This window comes from Pseudomonas sp. P106(2024), from assembly GCF_057480815.1.
The window spans coordinates 22,445-44,992 of record NZ_JBLIYU010000006.1; the positions used below are offsets into that span (position 1 = coordinate 22,445).

General features: G+C 65.1%; 22 protein-coding genes. 7 read left to right on the forward strand and 15 right to left on the reverse strand.

Going from position 1 to position 22,548, the window contains the following annotated elements:
- Positions 1-4: 4 nt before the first annotated feature.
- Genes AC25M7_RS11955 through AC25M7_RS11965 form a run of 3 tightly spaced genes read right to left on the reverse strand, consistent with a single transcriptional unit; the run spans position 5 to position 2,735 of the window.
- The gene (locus AC25M7_RS11955; protein WP_028692914.1) at positions 5-877 is read right to left on the reverse strand and encodes a rhomboid family intramembrane serine protease; all 873 of its coding nucleotides are present in this window, start codon (positions 875-877) and stop codon (positions 5-7) included.
- On the reverse strand, positions 874-1,845 hold the full coding sequence (locus AC25M7_RS11960) for a metallophosphoesterase (RefSeq protein WP_028692913.1): 972 nt from the start codon (positions 1,843-1,845) through the stop codon (positions 874-876). Before AC25M7_RS11960 ends, AC25M7_RS11955 begins: the two co-directional genes overlap by 4 nt.
- Positions 1,845-2,735 (reverse strand): NAD(+) kinase, encoded by an 891-nt coding sequence (locus AC25M7_RS11965; RefSeq protein WP_023632574.1) that lies wholly within the window; start codon positions 2,733-2,735, stop codon positions 1,845-1,847. The genes AC25M7_RS11960 and AC25M7_RS11965 overlap by 1 nt, the downstream gene beginning before the upstream one ends.
- Positions 2,736-2,780: 45 nt before the next feature.
- Here AC25M7_RS11965 and AC25M7_RS11970 point away from each other — a divergent pair, with 45 nt between their 5' ends.
- Both AC25M7_RS11970 and AC25M7_RS11975 read left to right on the forward strand, forming a co-directional pair.
- Positions 2,781-3,770: a DUF1853 family protein gene (locus AC25M7_RS11970; RefSeq protein WP_486971097.1), complete on the forward strand. Its 990-nt coding sequence runs from the start codon at positions 2,781-2,783 to the stop codon at positions 3,768-3,770.
- A gap of 122 nt (positions 3,771-3,892) precedes the next feature.
- Entirely contained in the window at positions 3,893-4,438 is a 546-nt protein-coding gene (locus AC25M7_RS11975; RefSeq protein ID WP_028692911.1) for a cytochrome b, read from the forward strand.
- Here the strand turns inward: AC25M7_RS11975 and AC25M7_RS11980 are convergent.
- The 7 genes from AC25M7_RS11980 to AC25M7_RS12010 form a co-directional block, all read right to left on the reverse strand.
- The gene (locus AC25M7_RS11980; RefSeq protein ID WP_486971098.1) at positions 4,429-5,322 is read right to left on the reverse strand and encodes a 1-aminocyclopropane-1-carboxylate deaminase/D-cysteine desulfhydrase; all 894 of its coding nucleotides are present in this window, start codon (positions 5,320-5,322) and stop codon (positions 4,429-4,431) included. The two genes, AC25M7_RS11975 and AC25M7_RS11980, sit on opposite strands and share 10 nt — an antisense overlap.
- Positions 5,323-5,331: 9 nt before the next feature.
- Positions 5,332-5,454, reverse strand: coding sequence for a hypothetical protein (locus AC25M7_RS11985; RefSeq protein ID WP_436599744.1), 123 nt, complete (start codon positions 5,452-5,454; stop codon positions 5,332-5,334).
- A 285-nt stretch (positions 5,455-5,739) separates the two neighbouring features.
- Entirely contained in the window at positions 5,740-6,549 is an 810-nt protein-coding gene (locus AC25M7_RS11990; protein ID WP_028692909.1) for an OmpA family protein, read from the reverse strand.
- On the reverse strand, positions 6,546-6,899 hold the full coding sequence (locus AC25M7_RS11995; RefSeq protein ID WP_028692908.1) for a DUF4398 domain-containing protein: 354 nt from the start codon (positions 6,897-6,899) through the stop codon (positions 6,546-6,548). Before AC25M7_RS11995 ends, AC25M7_RS11990 begins: the two co-directional genes overlap by 4 nt.
- Before the next feature lie 9 nt (positions 6,900-6,908).
- Complete coding sequence (locus AC25M7_RS12000) at positions 6,909-7,730, reverse strand: substrate-binding periplasmic protein (protein WP_486971099.1); 822 nt, start codon at positions 7,728-7,730, stop codon at positions 6,909-6,911.
- Positions 7,731-7,816: 86 nt separating this feature from the next.
- The gene (locus AC25M7_RS12005) at positions 7,817-8,746 is read right to left on the reverse strand and encodes an electron transfer flavoprotein subunit alpha/FixB family protein (RefSeq protein WP_028692906.1); all 930 of its coding nucleotides are present in this window, start codon (positions 8,744-8,746) and stop codon (positions 7,817-7,819) included.
- Positions 8,747-9,496: an electron transfer flavoprotein subunit beta/FixA family protein gene (locus AC25M7_RS12010; protein ID WP_028692905.1), complete on the reverse strand. Its 750-nt coding sequence runs from the start codon at positions 9,494-9,496 to the stop codon at positions 8,747-8,749.
- Positions 9,497-10,038: 542 nt separating this feature from the next.
- Here AC25M7_RS12010 and AC25M7_RS12015 point away from each other — a divergent pair.
- Positions 10,039-11,703, forward strand: coding sequence for an electron transfer flavoprotein-ubiquinone oxidoreductase (locus tag AC25M7_RS12015; protein ID WP_486971100.1), 1,665 nt, complete (start codon positions 10,039-10,041; stop codon positions 11,701-11,703).
- Between the two features lie 156 nt (positions 11,704-11,859).
- Here AC25M7_RS12015 and AC25M7_RS12020 read toward each other — a convergent pair whose 3' ends face one another.
- The 4 genes from AC25M7_RS12020 to AC25M7_RS12035 all read right to left on the reverse strand — a co-directional run bounded on the left by AC25M7_RS12020 (position 11,860) and on the right by AC25M7_RS12035 (position 14,997).
- Positions 11,860-12,303 carry a hypothetical protein gene (locus AC25M7_RS12020; protein WP_028692903.1) on the reverse strand — a complete coding sequence of 148 codons (444 nt, stop codon included), beginning with the start codon at positions 12,301-12,303 and terminating at the stop codon, positions 11,860-11,862.
- A 182-nt stretch (positions 12,304-12,485) separates the two neighbouring features.
- A complete protein-coding gene (locus tag AC25M7_RS12025) occupies positions 12,486-13,811 on the reverse strand; it encodes an MFS transporter (RefSeq protein WP_028692902.1) in 1,326 nt (441 codons plus the stop codon).
- Between the two features lie 53 nt (positions 13,812-13,864).
- A complete protein-coding gene (locus AC25M7_RS12030; protein ID WP_028692901.1) occupies positions 13,865-14,350 on the reverse strand; it encodes a hypothetical protein in 486 nt (161 codons plus the stop codon).
- 170 nt (positions 14,351-14,520) lie between these two features.
- Entirely contained in the window at positions 14,521-14,997 is a 477-nt protein-coding gene (locus AC25M7_RS12035) for a sigma-70 family RNA polymerase sigma factor (RefSeq protein ID WP_028692900.1), read from the reverse strand.
- A 212-nt stretch (positions 14,998-15,209) separates the two neighbouring features.
- Between AC25M7_RS12035 and AC25M7_RS12040 the strand changes: the two genes are divergently transcribed.
- Genes AC25M7_RS12040 through AC25M7_RS12050 form a run of 3 tightly spaced genes read left to right on the forward strand, consistent with a single transcriptional unit; the run spans position 15,210 to position 19,758 of the window.
- Entirely contained in the window at positions 15,210-16,388 is a 1,179-nt protein-coding gene (locus AC25M7_RS12040) for an efflux RND transporter periplasmic adaptor subunit (RefSeq protein WP_028692899.1), read from the forward strand.
- A gap of 1 nt (position 16,389) precedes the next feature.
- The gene (locus AC25M7_RS12045; RefSeq protein WP_088852632.1) at positions 16,390-18,351 is read left to right on the forward strand and encodes a MacB family efflux pump subunit; all 1,962 of its coding nucleotides are present in this window, start codon (positions 16,390-16,392) and stop codon (positions 18,349-18,351) included.
- 3 nt (positions 18,352-18,354) lie between these two features.
- Positions 18,355-19,758, forward strand: coding sequence for an efflux transporter outer membrane subunit (locus tag AC25M7_RS12050; protein ID WP_247283373.1), 1,404 nt, complete (start codon positions 18,355-18,357; stop codon positions 19,756-19,758).
- A gap of 72 nt (positions 19,759-19,830) precedes the next feature.
- Here AC25M7_RS12050 and pvdP read toward each other — a convergent pair whose 3' ends face one another.
- Complete coding sequence (gene pvdP, locus AC25M7_RS12055; protein WP_069017304.1) at positions 19,831-21,453, reverse strand: pyoverdine maturation tyrosinase PvdP; 1,623 nt, start codon at positions 21,451-21,453, stop codon at positions 19,831-19,833.
- Between the two features lie 135 nt (positions 21,454-21,588).
- On the opposite strand from pvdP, the gene AC25M7_RS12060 reads away from it, so the two are divergent.
- Positions 21,589-22,521 carry a siderophore-interacting protein gene (locus AC25M7_RS12060; protein ID WP_213883468.1) on the forward strand — a complete coding sequence of 311 codons (933 nt, stop codon included), beginning with the start codon at positions 21,589-21,591 and terminating at the stop codon, positions 22,519-22,521.
- Positions 22,522-22,548: the final 27 nt, after the last annotated feature.

Here is a 22,548-nt window from a genome sequence, read left to right on the forward strand (position 1 = left end):
TCAGTCAGGCGGACAGTTTACGCCGGGCCAGCGCGCCACCCAAGAGCCCTGTAAGGCATCCGATGAGCAACCCGCCGACATGAGCGGCGTTGGCGATCTGGCCGAAGCCGAGCTGCCCGACCACGCCGCTCAGGCAGATCACCAGCCAGATCAGCATCATCACCAGAACGCCTTTGGGCAGGTTGAACTGCGGATTGGGCGCCAGCCACTGGTACAGCCAGACATGCCCGAGCAAGCCGTAGAGCACCCCGGACAAGCCACCGAACAGGCTCGGGCCGCTGGTGAAATGCTGGGCCAGGTTGGACACCAGGCTGAACAGCAAGGTCAGGCCCAACAGCATCCACGGGCCCTGGCGCAGCTCGATGCGCTTGCCCAGCTCCCAATACCACAGGCCGTTCATTGCCAGGTGCAGCACGCCGAAGTGCAGCAGCATCGGCGACACCAGGCGCCACAACTGGCCTTCGGCCAGCCCCTGGAGCAACGGGGTGAAGTACAGGTAGTCGCCCTGCACCTTGAACGACAGGAAGGTGAACCAGCCGATGGTCGAGAGGTTGTCGCCCAGGCCGGTCACGGCGGCGACCACCACGCTCAGGATCAGTATCGCGGCGGTGACCTTGCAGGCCAGGACCTGCTCCTTCAGCGAAGGCTGCGCCGGAGCGACTTCCACGGGTTCGGGCATTGCCTGCAGATCGGCATTGCCGTCCGGGAAACGCCGGTACAACTCGAGCACATCCCCGGCCATGGCCGGCGGCGCCCACAGCACCTGTTCCTCGCCCTCCTCCACCACCCGGTGCGGCACCTGCAGGCGGCGCAGCAAGGCGACGAAACCGCTCAGGTCGACCGCCAGCGGCAGGCGCAGTACTTCGATCACGTTCATTGGCTGGCCTGCGGACGGTCGACGTCGACCCAGACGAACTTGTGCGGGTCGATGCGCGTTTCATCATCCAGGCGGTAGGCCGCCAGCTTGCCGTAGAGCACGGCGCTGTAGTCCAGGCAGGCCAGGTTGGCGCGAATCGGCGCCGGACGTCCGCTGCGCCAGTAGTGGCCAACGAATAGCAGTGGCTCGTCCTCGTCGTAGCGCAGCAGGGCGTTCTTCTGGCTGTGGCTGAGGGGCGTGCGGGCCACCTCGTCGGGTAGCGCGTCGGGCTGGAAGACGATGTCGCCGTAGGTCTGCGGGTCTTCCTCCCAGAACTTGGTGCGGAAGAAAGCGCGGGTCAGGCCGTCGCCGCCGGTCAGCGTCAGGCCGTCCGGCAGCCGCATGTCGGTACCGCGAAGCAGGCGGTTGCACACCGTGGCAGCGAAACTGCCGGACACCGCAGACGCCTGCACGAAGTGCTCGTCGATGCGGCCCGTGGGGTACTGCTGGCGCAGCGGCTCGATCAGCCGAGGGTCCCAGCAGGCGTGCACCAGGCGGAAGCGCCCGGCGTCGACGAACAGCGGCAGTTCATAGAACCACTGGATGAAATCGTGCCAGTCGCCGGGGTGCTGGGCGAACTGGGTGAGGGTCTCGTCGATCAGCCGGGCATGGCGCGGGGTGTGCTCGCGCACGAAGGCCTTGCCACTGCCGGGCAGTGCCGGGGTGACCCAGCCCAGGGCGTTGTACTCGTGGTTGCCCATGATGCAGAAGGCTTGGCCGGCCTCGACCATGTCGTGGACGATGTGCAGCGCCTCGCGGATGCGCGGGCCACGGTCGACGATGTCGCCGAGGAACAGCGCCTGGCGCCGAGGGTGTCGCCAGACCCCGCCGACACGCTTGTAGCCGAGCGCGTCGAGCAAGCGTTCGAGGGTGAGCGCACAGCCGTGCACGTCACCGATGATGTCGAAACTGCGCGCCGGATCGAGCATCAGTCGTCCCTGCCGCCCAGGCGGCTGCCCCAGCCGAGCTTGGTGCGGCAGACCTCGTAGTAGTTGTGGTCCAGCGGATGGATCAGGCGCAGCTTCTGCGGCTTCTTGCTCACCGTGATGGTGTCGCCGGGGGCGCAGGTGAAGTGGTTCTGCCCGTCACAGGAGACCTGCGGGTAAATCTGCAGGTCCTTGGATACGACGATCTTCAGTTCGCTGTTGCCGTCCACCACGATCGGCCGGCCCGACAGGGTGTGCGGGTACATCGGCACGATGACGATGGCGTCGAGCTTGGGGTGCATGATCGGGCCGCCGGCCGACAGCGCGTAGGCGGTTGAGCCGGTCGGGGTGGCGACGATCAGGCCGTCGGCCTTCTGGCTGCAGACGAACTGGCCGTCGATGTAGATCTCGAACTCGATCATTCGCGTCGACTTGCCCGGGTGCAGCACCACATCGTTCAGCGCATCGCCTTGGCCGATGGCCTCGTGGTGACGGCGCACCTCGGCCTGCAGCAGGAAGCGGTTCTCCACCAGATAGTGGCCGTCGAGCACCTCGGCGACCTTCTCTTCCAGCTCGTCGGGGCGGATGTCGGTGAGAAAACCCAGGTTGCCGCGGTTGATGCCCAGCACCGGGATGTTGTGCCGGGCCAGGGCGCGGGCAGCGCCAAGCAGGCTGCCGTCGCCGCCGACCACGATAACCAGGTCGCAGACCTCGCCCAGCAGCTTGCGCGTGGAGGTCTGCAGGCCGTGGCCGGGCAGGACTTCGGCGATGGTGTCCTCGAGGATCACGTGCAGGTGGCGCTCGAGGAGGAATTTTTTCAGTCGGCGAATGGTATCGAGCACCTGTGAGCTGCCAAGGCGTCCGATGATACCGATATTGCGAAATTGCTCCATGGTGCTCCTGCAAAGCTCTGCGGCGGGGGTGACAATGCCGGGATTATGGGCGAAAGGACCGGCCAGCGGCAAACCGGCTATGCTCGCTGGATGATGCCCTTCGCCGATCTCGAGTCCCTGCCCCGCCAGCTGCGCCACCCTGCCGTGCGCGACCTGGCCTGGGCGTTGCTGTCGCCACCGCTGCTGGCCCAGGCCGGCTGCCCCCAGCGCCACCCGCTGCAGGGCAGCGCCTGGGCCGATGATCCACAGCGTCTTGGCCACTGGCTCGCGGCGCTCGACCTGGCGCCCACGCCGCTGCTGAGCTGGCTGACACGCCTGAACAGCCGGCGGCTGGGCTTGTACTACGAAAGCCTGTGGCAGTTCGCCCTGCAGCAGGCGCCAGGCATCGAGCTGCTGGCGGCCAACCTGGCAATCCGCGACGGCGGGCGCACCCTGGGTGAACTCGACCTGTTGCTGCGCGACCGTGACGGCGATCATCATCTGGAACTGGCCATCAAGCTCTACCTGGGCCCACCCGTCGACGATGGCCAGGTCCCCGCGCACTGGCTCGGCCCCGGCTGCCACGACCGCCTCGGCACCAAGCTGGCGCACCTGGCCAGTCATCAACTGAGGATCTCCGGTCAGTCGCATAGCCGCGAAGCGCTGGCTGGCCTGGGTATCGCCGAAGCTCAGGCGCACCTGTGGCTCGGCGGTTATCTGTTCTATCCCTGGCCCGGACATGCCGAGGCGCCTTTGGGTGCTCATCCGACGCATTTGCGCGGGCGCTGGCTGCATCGGCGGGATTGGGCGGATTACCTCGAGCACTGCCCCCTCGGACTCTGGCAACCGTTATCCCGGCAGGGGTGGCTGGCTCCGGCGCGAGTTGAAGCAGACCGTTGCTGGGCGGCCGAACAGTTCGACAGCTGGTTGCTAGGACTGGATGAAGTGGCTCCGGCGCAGTTGCTGGTCAGGCTTGAAGAGGTTGGAGACGGTGCCTGGCACGAAGCCGAGCGGCTGTTCCTGGTGGCAGACAGCTGGCCACACCTTACGGGGTGATGACCGTGTAGCACGAGACATTCTTGCCTGCCCATATCAACACAATTTTTACACCGCACCGTTACGATGACAGCCAGGCGCCAGCAAGAGCGCCCTTTCCAACCTGATGACGAGGACTCACCATGGATTCATCCACCCCCGCAGCCCATTACGCGCGGCTGTCGATCGCCCTGCACTGGCTGATGCTGGTGCTGCTGGCCGCTGTCTACGCCTGCATCGAGCTGCGCGGCTTGTTTCCCAAGGGCAGCGCCGAACGCGACCTGATGAAAGACCTGCACTTCATGCTTGGGCTGACGGTGTTCGTGCTGGTCTGGCTGCGCCTGGCCCTGCGCCTGTCGCGCCCCACACCTCCGATCGTGCCCAGGCCGCCGGCCTGGCAGACAGGTCTGTCGCACCTGGTGCACCTGCTGCTGTACCTGATGATGATCGGCCTGCCGCTGGCCGGCTGGGCGATCCTCAGCGCCGCTGACAAGCCGATCCCGTTCTATGGCCTGGAGCTGCCAGCCATCGTCGCTCCGGATCCGGACCTGAGCAAGTTCATCAAGGGCTGGCACGAGCGTATCGGCAGCTGGGGCTACTGGCTGATCGGCCTGCACGCGCTGGCTGGGCTCTATCACCACTATGTGCGGCGCGACAACACGCTGCTGCGCATGCTGCCCTACAAATAGCCGCGTCGTCCCTGCAGGCCTCCGGTGTGCAGGAACACCAGGCGGGTGCCGGGGGCGAAACGCCCGGCCTCGACCTGGTCGCGCAGGGCCAGCAGGGCCTTGCCGGTGTAGAGCGCTTCCAGCGGCATGCCGGTTTGCCGTTCGGTGTCGGCGATGAACGCCAGCAGTGCATCGTCGATACGGGCAAAGCCGCCACGGCTGGCGTCGTGCAGATCGTAGCCCTGCACGCCCGCCAATGACACGACGGTCTCTGGCACGCCGTGGTCAAACGGCACGGCGAGAGCGCCATGAACGGCATGCCTGCCCGCCTCTTCCAGCACCAGCCCCGCCAGGGTAGTGCCGGTTCCCGCTGCCAGCCACCAGACGTCGTAGTCGGCCCAGCCGAGCGTTGCCAGTTGCGCCCGGCACTGCTCGATGATCAACCCGCAGCCCTGGGCACCAGCCAGGCCGCCACCGCCTTCGGGAATGCAGTGCCAGCCTGGGTACCGGGCCTGCCAGGGCTGCCAGAAGCCGGGTTCATGGCGGGCGCGGTAGCCGCCGAAACCGAGCCAGTGCAGTTCCATGCCCAGAGCTCGCAGGTCCTGTACCGTCGGTGTTTCCTGGGGGTGGCCACGCAGCAGGCCGGCGGTGGCGAAGCCGAAGCGCTTGCCGGCGGCCGCCAGGGCATGGAGATGGTTGGAATGGTTGCCGCCCAGGCTTATCAGGCCCGGGGCATTGGCCGTGCGGGCCTGGAGCAGGTGATGACGCAGCTTGAACCATTTGTTGCCGCTGATCAGTGGGTCGATCAGGTCCAGGCGCAGGACCGCGGCGTTGATTCTCGCGCGGCATAACCAAGGCAGGTCCAGGCGATGCAGAGGGGCTTGGGGGAGTGAGTAATCAGACATGAAGGCAGTTTATCTGATCGCGCAGATGCAGACGTGCTGCTCGTTGCCATTGCCGTTGCCGTTGCCGTTGCCGTTGCCGTTGCCGTTGCCGTTGCCGTTGCCGTTGCCGTTGCCGTTGCCGTTGCCGATCAAGAGTCTAGCGCCATAGCCCGCTAGCGACAGCTGCGTCAGCCCAGGCGCCGCCCGTACCTCCTAAGGTCGCAATTGGTGGCGCCTGAACTATTGCGCACTTAGAAGCAACAGCAAGATCAAGATCAAGATCAAGATCAAGATCAAGATCAAGATCAAGAAGTGCGAAGTGGTAGTTAGCCGATTGGCAATAAAGAAACGAGCTTGACCCTATTACGTGCAAACCCGCTTCTACAAGTCATGTATAACTTCTTGTAGGAACGGGCTTGCACGAAATCAAAACAGACTTTAACGCGCTGGCGCGAGTTTGCCCTTGTCATCGGAGAAGACGATCTCGACCCGACGATTCTGCGCCCTGCCCCGCTCCGAGGCATTAGCCTCCACCGGATACTGGTCGCCATAACCCTCGACCTGAATACGCTTCTCATCTACCCCCAGATCGACCAGCATATCGGCGACCGACTGGGCGCGATCACGGGACAGCTTGAGGTTCTCTTCCGCAGCGCCAGTGCTATCGGTGTATCCCTCGATCCGCACCACCCGCCGTGGATTGAGCTGAAGGAACTGCACCAGCTTCAGTACAGTACGGCTGGCAGAATTCTTCAGGTCGGCCTGGCCGGTATCGAACAGCACGTCACCCAGAGTCATCACCAGGCCACGATCCGTCTGCTCCGACGCCAGCGCGACAATCTGCGCCTCGACGAACTTGCCCTGCTGCTGGACGCTGGCCAACTTGGCCTCGCGCAGCGCCAACTGCAGGCGCTGGCGCTCCAGATCAAGCTTGGCCAGACGCTCCTGGTTCAACGCCAGCTTGGCGTGCTCGCTGGCAATCTCGCTGTAGCGCTGGCTCAGGTAGGCGTAATGACGCACATCGCTGCCGGTGCCGACATAGCCAGCCAGACGCTCCGCGCGCGCCAACGACTCGCCGGCGCGGATCACATCGCGAGGTGCGCTGCGCAGCACATCGGAATCGTCCTTGACCTTCTGGAACGCGGCACTGGCGTCGTCCAACGCCGACTCGCTGCGCTGGCTGGCACAACCCTGCAAACCGACCAGGGCCAGCAAGGCCAAGGCCGCCATGGGCTTGAGGCGCTTCATGGCTGCGCCTCCAGTTGCTTGCGCAGGCGCTTGATCCGTGACTGCATCACCTGCAGCTGCTCCTCGCTCTTCTGGTTCAGCACCCGCGCCTCGGCCAGGCGCGCATCGAGCTCGGCCTGCTCGGCGCGCATGCGCGCATCGCGATGGCTTTCGCCGAGCATGTTGCTCTTGGCCCGGGCCAGCTTGTCTTCGGCCAACTTGAACTCCGGTACCTGCTCATTGGCGCCGACCGCCTTGGCCTGCTCCAACGCCTGTTCCGACAGGCGCAGCTGTTCATTGGGTGCCGGGTCGTTGGCACAGCCGGCCAGGCCAAGCACGGCCAGGGCGAGCATCAAGGGTTGGATTCTCACTCACGCTTCCTACTGTTTGGGGGCACCCTGCGACGCCTGCATCTGCGCCTTCCAACGCTCGACATTGCGCTGCAGCACAGCCTCGCTCGCCCCGGAGACCGGCAATTCTGTCAGTTTTTTCGCCAGTTGTCCGCGCAACCAGCTGTCGTTGCACGCCGAGTTGTGCGAGACCGCCAGGTACAGCCCCGGACGGTCCACCGGCAAACCCCGGGCGATGAGGTCGTTGCCCACGCCCAGGCTCTGCGCCATGGCCATGCCCGCGTAGCGCCCGGCCAATACATAATCGACCTGGCCGAGCACCAGCTTCTGGAAGGCCTGCGTCAGGTTTTGCGCCGGCTCCAGCTTGAGCTGGGACTTGGCGAAGGCATCGAAGGCCGGGGTCAGGCGTGCCTTCTCGGACAGCGCGCCACGGTACTGGGCGAGGTCTGCCGGGCCCTCGAACACCAATGTGGCGTCGTGGCGGGTCCAGACCAGATACTCGTTGAGCTGCAAGGCCGGATGGATGTAGTCCAGGCTGGTCAGCTGGGTGACCTGCATCGGCGTGTCGAGCAGCAGGTCCATACGCCCGCTACGCACTTCCTCCAGGGCCTGCTCGCGCTTGCCGGCGTGCTGCACCTCGATCTTCACCCCAAGCTCGGCCGCCACCTGGCGCAGCAGGTCGACATTGGCGCCAATCAGGTGTTTCGGGTCCTGCGGGTCCTGCCAGGAGTACGGCGGCGCATCCGGGCTGCCGGTGGCGACCAGCCGCTCGCACTTGCCCACCGCCAAGGCCTGCGTCGACAGCAGCGCCAGCACGCAGACCAGCCCTCCCTTGCTCCAGCGAAACGCCATGCAACCTCTCCCCCGCCCCTGAAAAACCATGAAAAAACCCGGACCGCCAAGGGCGGGCCGGGTTCTTTATAAGTGAAGCAGGCGGATCAGACCAGCTTTTCCAGCTCCGGAACCGCTTCGAACAGGTCGGCGACCAGGCCGTAGTCGGCGACCTGGAAGATCGGCGCCTCTTCGTCCTTGTTGATCGCGACGATCACTTTCGAGTCCTTCATGCCGGCCAGGTGCTGGATCGCGCCGGAGATACCGACGGCGATGTACAGCTGCGGCGCGACGATCTTGCCGGTCTGGCCGACCTGCATGTCGTTCGGCACGAAGCCTGCGTCAACCGCCGCGCGCGAGGCGCCGACGGCGGCGCCGAGCTTGTCGGCCAGGGCGTACAGGTGCTTGAAGTTGTCACCGTTGCCCATGCCGCGTCCGCCGGAAACGACGATCTTGGCGGCGGTCAGTTCAGGACGGTCGGACTTGGCCAGCTCTTCGCCAACGAAGGCCGACTTGCCGGCGTCATGGGCGGCAGCGACGGCTTCGACAGCGGCCGAACCACCTTCGGCGGCCACGGCGTCGAAGCCGGTGGTACGCACGGTGATGACCTTGACCGCAGCGCTCGATTGCACGGTGGCAATGGCGTTACCGGCATAGATCGGACGCTTGAAAGTGTCGGCGGATTCAACGGCGATGATCTCGGAGATCTGGTCGACGTCCAGCAGCGCGGCAACGCGCGGCAGGATGTTCTTGCCATTGGTGGTGGCCGGGGCCAGCACGTGGCTGTAACCCTTGGCCAGTTCGACCAGCAGCGGCGCGACGTTTTCCGGCAGGGCGTGTGCGTAGGCGGCGTTATCGGCAACCAGCACCTTGGCTACGCCGGCGATCTTGGCGGCGGACTCGGCGACGCCACCGACGTTCTGGCCGGCGACCAGCACGTGGATATCACCACCGATCTTGGCGGCAGCGGCGACAGTGTTCAGGGTGGCCGGGGCTACGGCACCGTTCTCGTGTTCAGCGACAACCAGGATAGTCATTTAGATTACCTTCGCTTCGTTCTTCAGCTTCTCGACCAGTTCGGCCACCGACTTGACCTTGATACCAGCGCTGCGGGCGGCAGGCGCTTCGACCTTGAGGGTCTTGTTGGTGGAGGCGATGGACACGCCCAGCGCGTCTGGAGTGATGGTCTCCAGCGGCTTCTTCTTGGCCTTCATGATGTTCGGCAGCGACGCGTAGCGCGGCTCGTTCAGGCGCAGGTCGGTGGTGACGATGGCAGGCAGGTTCAACGCGACGGTCTGCAGGCCGCCATCGATTTCACGGGTGACATTGACCTTGTCGCCAGCGACTTCGACCTTGGAGGCGAAGGTGCCCTGGGCGAAGCCGGTCAGCGCGGCGAGCATCTGGCCGGTCTGGTTGTTGTCGCTATCAATGGCCTGCTTGCCGAGGATGACCAGCTGCGGCTGCTCCTTGTCGACAACAGCTTTCAGCGCCTTGGCCACGGCCAGGGAATTCAGTTCGTCAGCGGCCTCGACCAGGATGGCGCGGTCGGCGCCCAGGGCCAGGGCGGTACGCAGTTGCTCCTGTGCGGCGGTCGGGCCGATGGAGACGACGACGATTTCGCTCGCCACGCCCTTCTCTTTCAGGCGGACGGCTTCTTCCACGGCGATTTCGCAGAAGGGGTTCATGGACATCTTGACGTTTGCAAGGTCGACGCCGGAGTTGTCCGCCTTGACGCGAACCTTGACGTTGTAGTCGACCACTCGTTTGACAGCTACAAGAACCTTCATGGATTCCTCGTTACTCTCCGGTGAAAAGAAGATCGCCTGGGGACTGCCCGGCGAATGCGCGTGGGTACAAGGGCACCTCTAAAAACGTTCCGACGCCGACAAAGCTCAATTGACCGATCAGTCCTGTTTCGACCCTTGCGGGTAAAACCCACGGGTCATTTTCTGTCGTGGCGTGTAGACTCCACTACAAAACCTGATTCGGCCCGTAAACCCTGCTCCACGCCTGGTCTTTAGGGGTGCACCTGCGCCCGACGGTCAGCCTACGGCGAACGCGAAAGCGCTCGTATCTTGACCGTAACACCCAATCCGGTCAATACGGCAAATTGGCCAGCCTCCAGCCGCCCACCTGCGATTCTACGGGCCTTCGGCAAATTCAAACAAACGTTTGTATTGGACCCGCCAAGTGGTGTAGATATAATGCGCGGCCAAGACAAAACGGTGTAGTCCATCACCTGCGAAGCTACAGCCTCTGCACGCCGCACGTGACCGTGAACACCCATAAAAGACAAGCAACGCGATGAGCCTTGAGTAGGAGAGAACCTGTGGAACGCGAATACATGGAATTCGACGTGGTCATCGTCGGCGCAGGCCCGGCGGGTCTGTCCGCCGCCTGCCGCCTGAAGCAGAAGGCCGCCGAAGCCGGTAGCGAGATCAGCGTCTGCGTGGTCGAGAAAGGCTCCGAAGTCGGCGCCCACATCCTCTCCGGCGCGGTGTTCGAGCCGCGCGCCCTGAACGAACTGTTCCCCGACTGGAAAGACCTCGGCGCGCCGCTGAACACCGAAGTGAAGCGCGACGACATCTATGTGCTGAAAAGTGCCGACAGCTCGACCAAGGTTCCCGACCTGTTCGTGCCCAAGACCATGCACAACCAGGGCAACTACATCATCTCCCTGGGCAACCTGTGCCGCTGGCTGGCCCAGCAGGCCGAGAACCTGGGCGTCGAGATCTACCCGGGCTTCGCCGCCCAGGAAGCGCTGTTCGATGAGAACGGCGTGGTCCGCGGCATCGTCACCGGCGACCTGGGTGTCGACCGTGAAGGCCAGCCGAAGGACGGCCTGTACACGCCGGGCATGGAACTGCGCGCCAAGTACACCCTGTTCGCCGAGGGCTGCCGTGGCCATATCGGCAAGCAGCTGATCAAGCGCTTCGACCTGGACAACGAATCCGACGCCCAGCACTACGGCATCGGCCTCAAGGAAATCTGGGAAATCGACCCGGCCAAGCATGAGCATGGCTTGGTGGTGCACACCGCCGGCTGGCCGCTGGACGTGATGAGCGCCGAGAACACCGGTGGCTCCTTCCTTTATCACCTGGAGAACAACCAGGTGGTGGTCGGCCTGATCGTCGACCTGTCCTACTCCAACCCGTACCTGTCGCCGTTCGACGAGTTCCAGCGCCTCAAGCACCACCCGGTGATGGCCCAGTACCTCGAAGGCGGCAAGCGCATCAGCTACGGCGCCCGCGCCATCTGCAAAGGCGGCCTGAACTCGCTGCCGAAGATGGTCTTCAATGGCGGCGCACTGATCGGCTGCGACCTGGGCACCCTGAACTTCTCCAAGATCAAGGGCAGCCACACCGCGATGAAATCCGGCATGCTCGCCGCCGAGGCGGTGGCTGACGCATTGATCGCCGGCAGCGAAGGCGGCGACCAGCTCAACGGCTATGTCAGCGCCTTCAAGGCCAGCTGGCTGTATGAAGAGCTGTTCGCCAGCCGCAACTTCGGCCCGGCCCTGCACAAGTTCGGCCCGTTGCTCGGTGGCGCGTTCAACTACATCGACCAGAACTGGTTCGGCGGCAAGCTGCCGTTCACCCTGCATGACACCAAGCCGGACTACGCCTGCCTCAAGCTCGCCGCCGACTCGAAAAAGATCGACTATCCGAAACCGGACGGCAAGCTCAGCTTCGACAAGCTCAGCTCGGTATTCCTCTCCAGCACCAACCATGAAGAGGAGCAACCCTGCCACCTGAAGCTGACCGATCCGAATATCCCGATCGCCAGCAACCTGCCACTGTACGACGAGCCGGCACAGCGCTACTGCCCGGCCGGCGTGTACGAAGTGGTCACCCAGGAAGACGGCAACAAGCGTTTCCAGATCAACGCGCAGAACTGCGTGCACTGCAAGACCTGCGACATCAAGGACCCGGCCCAGAACATCACCTGGGTCACCCCTGAAGGCGCTGGCGGGCCGAACTACCCGAACATGTAAGCCCTGCCCTTGCGGTAAGCAAAAGCCCCCTGGCCGTGCGGCCAGGGGGCTTTTTCATGGTCGCTGATCTCGAGCACAAGACCTGCCCTGAAGTGCCATTGACCGGTCGTCCGTTTATAGGACTGTCAGATCGGAGGTCATAGCCAGATTAGCCTTCTAGTCCACTGCCAGGAAGTCCTGACCATGGGTGAGCATGAACGAAATCTCACTGGGTAGGCCATGCCCCGGAGCCTGATCGCCACTCCTGCCATCCAGTGTTTTCAATAGGGAGAAATCGACCGTCTGCTGGCGTTGCGCACTGTCAGTCAAGAGCACGGCATGGCTGCTGGCGGTCAACTGGATACGGCTGATGTGGCGAAAGTCATGCAGCAGGTGCACGCCGGTCAGTTGCTTGCCATCACCGTAGACCACCATCCAGGCCTGATCAGGGTGCAGGCGGGACTCCAGCACGCAGGCCAGGCTGCGGCCCCAGCGGATCACCGGCGTTCTGGCTTGATCATCCGGTTTCGTGCTGGCGGGATTGGCAGCCGAAAAGCTCATCTGTGGCGGAAACGCAGGCAGCTGGGCCCGCGTCATCCAAGTGATGCTGAAACTGGACATGCATATTTCTCCTGACTGTATGAACGAATGGTCCATCAACGATCAGTCGAAATTACGTGCACAATCTCGAAGGCGCAGTAGGGGAGCAGAGCTGCAGACGCTCAAAATCCCTACCCTGCCTGTAGGACCTGTTGATTGCCTGGCCCGGAAGTCTGCCTCACTGCCCTGCAGCCTTTACCGCTTCATTTGTCACCACACATGAGCGGCATCGGCTGCGCCGCAAACCCCAACGGCTCACGGCGTCTGAAGTAGAGCGCCGTCAGCAATCCGACCATGCCCATGACCAGACAAAAGCCGACGCACACCCATGGGCTCCAGGGCATCAAGGCGATCAGCGCCAACGGCGTGGTGCTGGCCCACAGGGCGTACGCGACGTTGTAGGTGAAGGAGATGCCCGACACCCGGATCTCGGCCGGGAACAGCCCAACCATCACCGACGGCACCACCCCCACCACGCCACAGGACAGGCCAGCCAAGGCATAGGCCGCCCAGGTCTGCCCCCACTGCCCCACCAGGCTGGCGTACAAGGTGCCAATGCCCAAAGGCAGCAGCAGGCAGTAGAACATCAGCGCCCGCCAGGCGCCGATGCGGTCCACCAGCAACCCCGCCAACACGCAGCCGATATTGAGGAAGACGATGCCCACGCTGCTCAGGGCGAAGGTGTGCCCGGCTGTCATGCCGAACCGTTGCTGCATCACGGTCGGGGTGATCACTACCAGTACCACCACCGCCGAGGTCAGCACACAGGTCAGCAGCGCGGCTGGAATCAAGGCCCGTCGGTGAGTGCCCAGCACCCGTCGCAGGGGGAAGGCCACCGGCTGCTCCTGCTGCGCCCGCAGGGCCAGGAACACCGGGGTTTCACTCAGCCAACGACGCAGCCAGACACCGATCACGCCAAACACGCCGCCAAGCAGGAAGGGATAGCGCCAGGCGTAGTCGAGGATCTCCTGGGGCGTGAACAATTGCGCCAGCAGGGTCGCGGTCAGCGCCCCGAGCAGGTAGCCGAAGGTCAGCCCGGCCTGCAGGAAGCCCAGCGCATAGCCGCGACGCCCAGGTGGCGCATGTTCGGCGACGAAGGTCCAGGCGCTGGGCACCTCGCCGCCGACCGCCGCCCCCTGCAAGATGCGCAAGGCCAGCAGGATCAGCGGCGCGGCGTAGCCGATGTCGGCGTAGGTCGGCATCACCCCGATCAGCAGGCACGGCAGCGCCATCATCAGGATACTCAGGCTGAACACCCGCTTGCGCCCCAGGTGGTCGGCGAAATGGGCCATGAGGATGCCACCCAGCGGCCTGGCCAGGTAGCCGGTGACGAAGATCCCGAAGCTCTGCAGCAGGCGCAGCCACTCCGGCATCTCAGGCGGGAAGAACAGCTGGCTGAGGGTCAGCGCGAAGAACACGAAAATGATGAAATCGTAGATTTCCAGGGCGCCACCCAGCGCGGCCAGTCCCAGGGTCCGGTGATCGCTACGGCTGAACCGTGGCGGGCGGGTGGTATCGATGGCAGTCATGGCAGCTTCCGCAACGAGGCAAAAGGCCAGAGGATAGCAAATTCACTGATCGCTCAGGGATTGCGGCAAAACACGGTCTGCGCAAGGTTGGTACGCCGCCGGGCATAACTGGACGCCCCCGCCAACCCCGGCGGCAAGGGCAGTTGCCCAACCAGCACCGGCATGTCGATGATCGCCATGAACGACTCCAGCGCCTCGCTGTCGGGCGCCTGGGGCAGGCTGATGCTGACGGCGTGGCGATCGCTCGGCGGTACGGCGGGCACTTTCAGGTGTGACGAGTGGTACAGCAGTGCGTGCTGGATCTGCGAACTGACCCTGCAGAAGCGCGCCAGGTCTACCCCAGCATGACTGGCCAGCTCTATGTTACCCACCAACAGGTTGAAGGGTTCCAGTGCGCTATGCACCAGGCGCTGCAGGTCGTCGAAACTCTCCACCGGGGCGATCCGGTAATAACCCAGCCCATTGAGCATTTTCTCCAGCTGCAGGCGCTGGCCGGGGTGCTCGTCGGCGATGAGGATGCGCATGGATTTGTTAGGCATCGTCCGGACCTGGGCAGTTGGGTGGTAACGGTAGCTCCATGACCATACTGCGCCGGCAACGGCAACGTCGGGCGCAATGCCTGAACGGGGGTCTTTATTGATAGTTGTCGTGATCCCGGGAGAAATCAAGTCGCCCACTCACGGAATTTTCACATCCGCAGGCGGCTCGCTCAGGACTCCCACTGGCGCATGCGCACACGGCAATGCTTCATGGCATTGACGATGTGCTTTTCCACCAGGCTGCGGGAAATACCCAGGCGCTCGGCGATCTGCTGGTGCGACAGGCCATCGAGCTTGCGCAGCAGGAAGCTGTCGCGGCAAGGCCCACTCAATTCATCCAGCGCCTGGCGCATCAGCGCCAGGCGCTGGTCGAGCTGCATGCTCTGGGTCAACGCCGGAGTATGCCAGCGCTCATCGTTGTCCAGAACCTCCAGCGGCTCGGCCTGACGCACCAGATGTCGACGGTGATGATCGACCACAAGATTCATGGCCGTACGATAGAGGTAGGCGCGCGGGTGCTCGATATGCTCGCCCTCCGTGCGCTCCAACACCCGGATGTAGGCATCGTGGGCGACGTCTTCGGCCGACTGGCGATTACCGAGTCGGGCGGACAGGAAGCTCACCAATTCGCGATAGTAATGTTCCACGACGGCACCTGGCGTCACCCTGCCCCAGCGTTGCGAGCCAAGGAAGAGGTCTGGATGATATCAGCGTGCGATCTTACAAATTATAATTATTCGCAGCAACACGCAGCCCCCTTCTCTGCGCTAAATCGTCATCGATATCATTCGTTTAACTGGGACCCCCGAGCGCACGCCCCATCGCGGCACTCGGCCACTACCTCCGGCTGGAAGCCCGCATGACACGCACATTCAATACCCGCCGCAGCGTGCTGATCGGCGCCCTGGGCCTGGCCGGTCTCGGCAGCCTGGTGGCCTGGCAGGTCCTGCCGCTCGGCGGCGCACCGGTCAGCACCGTGCCGGTGATCCGCGCCGACATCGAAAGCAGCGTCACTGCCTTGGGCACCCTGCAGCCGCGCCGCTATGTCGACGTGGGCGCCCAGGCCTCGGGGCAGATCCGCAAGCTGCATGTGGAACCCGGTGACGAAGTGCGCCAGGGCCAACTGCTGGTGGAGATCGACCCGTCCACGCAGCAGGCCAAGCTCGATGCCGGGCGCTACTCGATCGAAAACCTCAAGGCCCAGCTCGCCGAACAGCGGGCGCAGTACCTGCTCGCCCAGCAGCAGTACAAACGCCAGCAGGATCTGGCTGCGGCCGGCGCCAGCCGCCAGGAAGACCTGCAAACGGCAGCGGCGCAACTGAAGGTGACCCAGGCGCGCATCGACATGTACCAGGCGCAGATCCGCCAGGCCCAGGCCAGCCTGCGCAGCGACGAGGCGGAGCTGGGCTACACGCGGATCTACGCGCCCATGAGCGGCACCGTGGTGGCGGTGGACGCCCGCGAGGGCCAGACCCTCAACGCCCAGCAGCAGACACCGCTGATCCTGCGCATCGCCAAGCTCTCGCCAATGACCGTGTGGGCCCAGGTATCCGAAGCCGACATCGGCAAGGTCAAGCCGGGCATGACCGCCTACTTCAATACCCTGGCCGGCGGCAAGCGGCGCTGGACCAGCACCGTGCGACAGATCCTGCCGGTACCGCCCAAGCCCCTGGACCAATCCAGCCAGGGCGGGGGCAGCCCGGCCAGCACCACGGCTGGCACCACGGGCACCAAGGTGGTCCAGTACACCGTGCTGCTGGACGTGGATAACCCCGACGGCGCCCTGATGGCGGAGATGACCACCCAGGTGTTCTTCGTCGCCGGCCAGGCCAGCCAGGTGCTCAGCGTGCCATTGGCCGCGCTGGACGAGACCCCCGAAGAGGGCTTGCGCCTGGCCCAGGTGCTGAACGGCAAGGGCCAGGTCGAGGCGCGCCAGGTGCGCACCGGCTTGAGCGACCGCCTGCGGGTGCAGATCCTTGAGGGTTTGAACGAAGGCGAGCGCCTGGTCATCGGCCTTCCTGCCGCCAGTGGGGGTTGAGATGGCCACGCCCCTGATCGAGCTGTGCGACATCCGCAAGGTCTATGGCGGTGTCGATTCGCCCAGGGTCGAGGTGCTGCGCGGCATCAGCCTGAGCATCCACCCCGGCGAGTTCGTCGCCATCGTCGGCGCCTCGGGCTCCGGCAAGTCGACCCTGATGAACATCCTCGGCTGCCTCGACCGCCCCACCTCGGGCAGCTACCGCTTCGCAGGCCGGGACGTGGCCGAACTGGACAGCGACGAGCTGGCCTGGCTGCGCCGCGAAGCCTTTGGCTTCGTGTTCCAGGGTTACCACCTGATCCCCTCGGGCTCGGCCCAGGAGAACGTCGAGATGCCGGCCATCTACGCCGGCACCCCGCCCGCCGAACGCCATGCCCGCGCCCGCGCCCTGCTCGAACGCCTAGGGCTGGCCAGCCGCACCGGCAACCGTCCGCACCAGTTGTCCGGCGGCCAGCAGCAGCGGGTGTCGATTGCCCGTGCGCTGATGAACGGCGGGCATATCATCCTCGCCGACGAACCCACCGGCGCCCTCGACAGCCACAGTGGCGCCGAGGTGATGACCCTGCTCGACGAGCTGGCCAGCCAGGGCCATGTGATCATCCTCATCACCCATGATCGCGAGGTCGCGGCCCGCGCCCAGCGGATCATCGAGGTGCGCGACGGCGAGGTGGTCGGTGACTCGGCCACCCCGTCATCGGCCGATGCCCCGCCCCGACAGGTGCAAGCCGACGACCTGCGCCAACGCCTGGACTTCGGCGCCACCCAGCGCGGCGCCTGGAAAGGCGAACTGGCAGAGTCCCTGCAGGCCGCCTGGCGGGTGATGTGGATCAACCGTTTCCGCACCGCCCTGACCCTGCTCGGCATCATCATCGGGGTGGCCTCGGTGGTGGTCATGCTGGCGGTCGGCGAAGGCAGCAAGCGCCAGGTCATGGCGCAGATGGCCGCCTTCGGCTCGAACATCCTCTACCTCAACGGCAAGCACTCCTCCGAGGAGCTGACCGGTATCGTCACCCTCGATGATGTCGACGCCATCGGCGAACTGCCGCAGGTCAAGCGCGTCATGCCGGTGATCGGCGACAAGCTCATGGTGCGCCACGGCAACAAGGGCGAGCAGTTCTATGTCGGCGGCAACAACACCGGATTTCCCGAGATTTTCAACTGGCCGGTGGTCGAGGGCAGCTTCTACAGCGAGGCCGACGAAGCCAACGCCGCCGCCGTGGCCGTGATCGGACAGAAGGTGCGCGAGAAGATGTTTGGCGCAGGGAGCAATCCGCTCGGCCAGTACCTGCTGATCGGCAACGTGCCGTTCCAGGTGATCGGCGTGCTCCAGGGCAAAGGCGCCAGCTCCGGCAGCGAGGACAGCGACGAGCGCGTGGTGGTGCCCTACTCCGCCGCCTCCATCCGCCTGTTCGGCAGCCGCGATCCGGAATACGTCACCATCGCCGCCCTGGATTCCGGCCGGGTCAAGGAAACCGAGCAGGCGATCGAGCGCCTGATGCTGCAGCGCCACCAGGGCAAGCACGACTTCGTCCTGACCAACGATGCCGCGCTGATCCAGGCCGAGGCCCGCACCCAGAACAGCCTGTCGCTGATGCTTGGGGCGATCGCCGCGATCTCGCTGCTGGTCGGCGGCATCGGCGTGATGAACATCATGCTCATGACCGTGCGCGAGCGCACCCGCGAAATCGGTATCCGCATGGCCACCGGCGCGCGCCAGCGCGACATCCTGCGCCAGTTCCTCACCGAAGCGGTGATGCTGTCGATGGTCGGCGGCGTGACCGGCATCGTCCTGGCCCTGGCCATCGGCGGCGGCCTGTTGCTGGCCGACATCGCCGTGGCCTTCGCCCTGCCCGCCATCCTCGGCGCCTTCGCCTGCGCCGTGATCACCGGCGTGGTCTTCGGTTTCATGCCGGCCCGCAAGGCCGCCCGCCTCGACCCGGTCAAGGCCCTTACCAGCGAATAGTTCATGACGATTCCCAGCCGTACCAGCCTGTTGACCCTGAGCCTTTGCCTGGCCGCCTGCAGCAGCCCGCCGCCACCGGCGGCGAACATCGACACGCCACCCGCCTGGCAGGGGCCGGCCACAGCCCAGCCCCTGCCTGACAGCCAGTGGTGGCGCGCCTTCGCCAGCACCGAGCTGGACCGGCTGGTCGAACGCGCCCGCCTCAACAGCCACGACCTGGCCGCCGCCGCGGCGCGGGTGCGCAAGGCCCAGGCCAGCGCCGTGATCGCCGGCGCGCCATTGCTGCCCGAGGTGCAGTTGGGCCTGAACGGCAGCCGCCAGCGCTTGCTGCGCGGCGAGGGCAACGACCAACTCGACGCCAGCAGCAACGAACGCACCAGTACCTCGTTCGGAACCCGCCTGAGCGCCAGCTACGAGATCGACTTCTGGGGCGGTCTGCGCGCCACCCGTGACAGCGCCCTGCGCAGCCTCGACGCCAGCCGCTTCGATCGCCAGACCGTGGAGCTGACCCTGGTCAGCGCCGTGGCCGACAGCTATCTGCGAGGCCTGGCTCTCGACGAGCAACTGCGCATCGCCCGCCTCAACCTGAGCAACGCCCGCGACGTGCTGGGCCTGGTCGAAGCCCGTGAACGCTCGGGCTCGGCCACCCGCCTGGAACTGGCCCAGCAGCGCAGCCTGGTGGCCGCCCAGGAGCGCCAGTTACCACTGCTCGAACAACGCCGTCAGGACAACCGCATCGTCCTTGCCACCTTGCTGGGCGATCCTGTGCAGGCGCTGCCCGCCACCGACGAAACCATCGGCAACGTGCAGTGGCCAGCCATCGGCAGCGGCGTGCCCAGCGAACTGCTCGGCCGCCGCCCGGACATCGCCGCCGCCGAGGCACGCCTGGCGGCGGCTAGCGCCAATATCCAGGTAGCTCGGGCGGCGATGCTGCCGCGTCTGATACTGGGCGCGGACCTGGGCAGTGGCGCCCGGACCGTGCCCAATATCTTCGACAGCCCCTACTACACCCTCACCGCCGGGCTCACCGCGCCGATCTTCAACAACGGTCGGCTGAGTGCCGCCCGGGACGCGGCCCGTGCCGAACAGCAGGAGTTGCTGGAGCTGTACCGCGCCAGCATCCTGGCCGGTTTCTCGGATGTGGAGAAAGCCCTGAACGCCATCGCCGGCGTGGAGCGCCAGCGCCGCTGGCAGGACCAGGAAGTGGAACAGGCGCGTATCGCCTTTAATTTGGCCCAGCAACGCTACACCGCCGGTGCCGAGACCCTGCTCACCGTACTCGAGACCCAGCGCACGCTGTACCTGGCCCAGGACCAGCAAGCGCAGCTGCGCCTGGAGCAGTTACGGGGAAGCGTGGCGTTGTACAAGGCACTGGGCGGAGGCTGGCAGGCGCCGCAGACGCTGTAGGAGCAGGCTTGCCCCGCAAAAGCGCCAGGCCAGAGAACTTCATTGTCTGGTCTGACGCTTTCGCACGGAGCCTCAGGAAACGATGTTCTTCAACGAAAGGTGTCGCGCATACCAGGGCCGTTGCGGCACCTTGCGCAGCAGGTTGTCGAGCTTGTCCTCGTCACCGAAGGTGATGCGCAGGGCCAACTTCATGGTCTCCACGTCCATCTCCACCGACTTGCCCGGGCGCATGCCCGGCTGCGTGCTGCAGCCATGGGTATCCGGACCCAGCCAGGGATCATCGACCTCCACCCAGCGCCCGGGAGCGAACCAGGGCACGCCGTTGACTTCGAGGCGACGTACCTGACCGGGGTGATGGCGCTCATGGGCACGGAACCAGTCATCGATGCGATCGTCGATCCAGCCGTGGAACCCCCAGAAGACCGGATGCACATGGGAGGAAAACGGATCACCGAGGAAGTCGTTCTCAGGTTCGAACCAGCGCGCGGCGAAGTCCGCCTGGTCGCGGGCGAACGGCACCGGCGCGCCATTGTTGGGATCGCGCGGCACCGACGCCCAGCACATGTGCAGCCAATCGTGCAGGTTCATCTCCAGTTCCGAGCCGAAGGCGCCCAGGGTCAGTTTCGACAGGTACACCGGATCCTGGTACTGCGACTCCCACACCTGGAAGTTGCTGCAGTAGGTCTCGCCGGCCTTGATCGCTCCCACCCACTGGCCATAGGCGTCGTCGCCCGGCGCCTGCCAGCCTGGCGGCACGCAGTAGCCGTCGTGGTTGTCGAAGTAGCGGGCGAAACCTGCTCGATCGAATTCTACGCTGGGTTGCGGTAGCGGAAAGCGTTGCCAGGAAGGCAGGTCCTGCAGTGTGCGGGCATACATCAGCATGTGCCGGTGCATGAACAGGAAATCGATACCCGAACCATTGCGGTGCTTGCGCGGGCCGCGGGCATCACGCTCACGGTCGCGCGGCCCAGGTTGCCAGCCAAGGCCACGCAGTGCGTTCTGCTTGGTCTGCGGCAACTTGTGCCACTGGTCTCGGGTGGCATGCCAAAGCTGGTGGAACAGGCGATGCTCAGCGCCGACCACCCACTCGCGCATTTCGGGGGTATAGGGCAGACGCTCGCGGGCCTCGGGGAACAGACGCTTGACCGCGACGAAACGGCTGTCGGGCACCGGCAGGGTCAGCGGTCTATCCAGGCGTTGTACGCGGCCACTCAACGTGCCGCTACCGGCATTGGCGAACTCGGCCCAAACCTCGTCGAGACTCGCCACGCATTCATAACCCGGCCCGCCGTGCTGGTTGACCAGCCGCCAACGCACCTCGGTGCTGCTGGCACCGACCAGGTCACCGAGCACACGATAGGCCGGCTCGGCAGCACCGCGAAGACCCTCGCCGGTATCGACGAATCCGCGCAGGCCACGCCCCTTGGTGGCGACGTCGAGGAACATCTCGACGCCCTGTCGAGGCAGCCCGTCAAGTCCTCGTTCTGCACCGTCGAAGCGGATCTCCCACACACCGCGCAGCCGGTCGGCCAGGACCTGCCCGGCATAGTCGGCCAGTTCGACGCTGGCCTCGCCGGGCGTGACGATATCGTCTTCAGGGTCGTGGGTCAGCTGCTGGTGCGCGTAATAGGCCGCCGTGCCTGTGGCGCCCGCCACTGCCAGGCCAGCGATGAATCCTCGTCGGGAAATTGTCATTGCGCCTCAATCCGTCTTCGCGTGCCGCGACTTCTATCCAAGCTAGGACGTAGATAGGCCGGGAAAATTTAGCCGTCTAATTAACCACCCGGCGCGCTCGTCTGTTGGTTATCTCCCGCTGACAGAGGCATACCCATGACCTCCCTGCACGATCGCCTGACCGAATCGGTCAAGGCCACGCCCTACCGGGTCTTCGACATTGATCTGAAGACCGTTGAACCCTTGAGCCCGTCACTGAGCCGCTTTGTCTTCACTGGCGAGGACGTGGCGCAGATGACCACCCTGGCCCCCGACCAGCGCGTCAAGCTGCTGTTTCCGACGCCCGCAGGAGCACCGCCAAGCCTACCCAAGCACGCGCAATGGCAACAGGCGCGGCGCGAGCTGGCGGCGCAGGACATGCCACCGATGCGCACCTACACCATCCGCGCCCTGCGCCGCGACGCCCTGGAGGTAGAGGTGGACTTTGTCCTGCATGGCGTCAATGGCCCGGCCTCGGCCTGGGCCACCCATGCCCGTCCGGGTGACCGCCTGCAGATGGTCGCACCCAACCTGGCCTATGCCGACGACCCCGGCGGCTACGAGTGGAAGCCGCCGCACAGTGTCCGGCGTATCTTGCTGATCGGTGACGAAACTGCCCTGCCGGCCATCGCCGGCATCCTCGAGCAGTTGGCCACGAACACGCCGGAACTGCAGGTGGAGGCCTTTATCGAAGTGCCGCTGGAAGCCGACTGCCTCGACCTGCGCCACAGCCCGGCCACCCGCCTGCACTGGCTGCCGCGTGACCTGCTGCGCAGCGAACATGGCCAGGGCATGCAGCACGCCGTGCGCGAACTGGCCAGCCTGCCGGCGGTGCGCGGCGCATCGACGGTCGAGCTGGAAGACGTGGATATCGACGAGCGCATCCTCTGGGAACAGGCCAGCGGCGAGCACGGCGACTTCCATGCCTGGATCGCCGGGGAGTCGGGGACCGTCATGGATATCCGCCGGCACCTGATCAAGGAGCGCGGACTGCCAAGGGAGAGCCTGACGCTGATGGGCTACTGGCGCGCCGGGCGCACCTTCGACTAATACCTGCATCCTGCAGGAGATCACCCA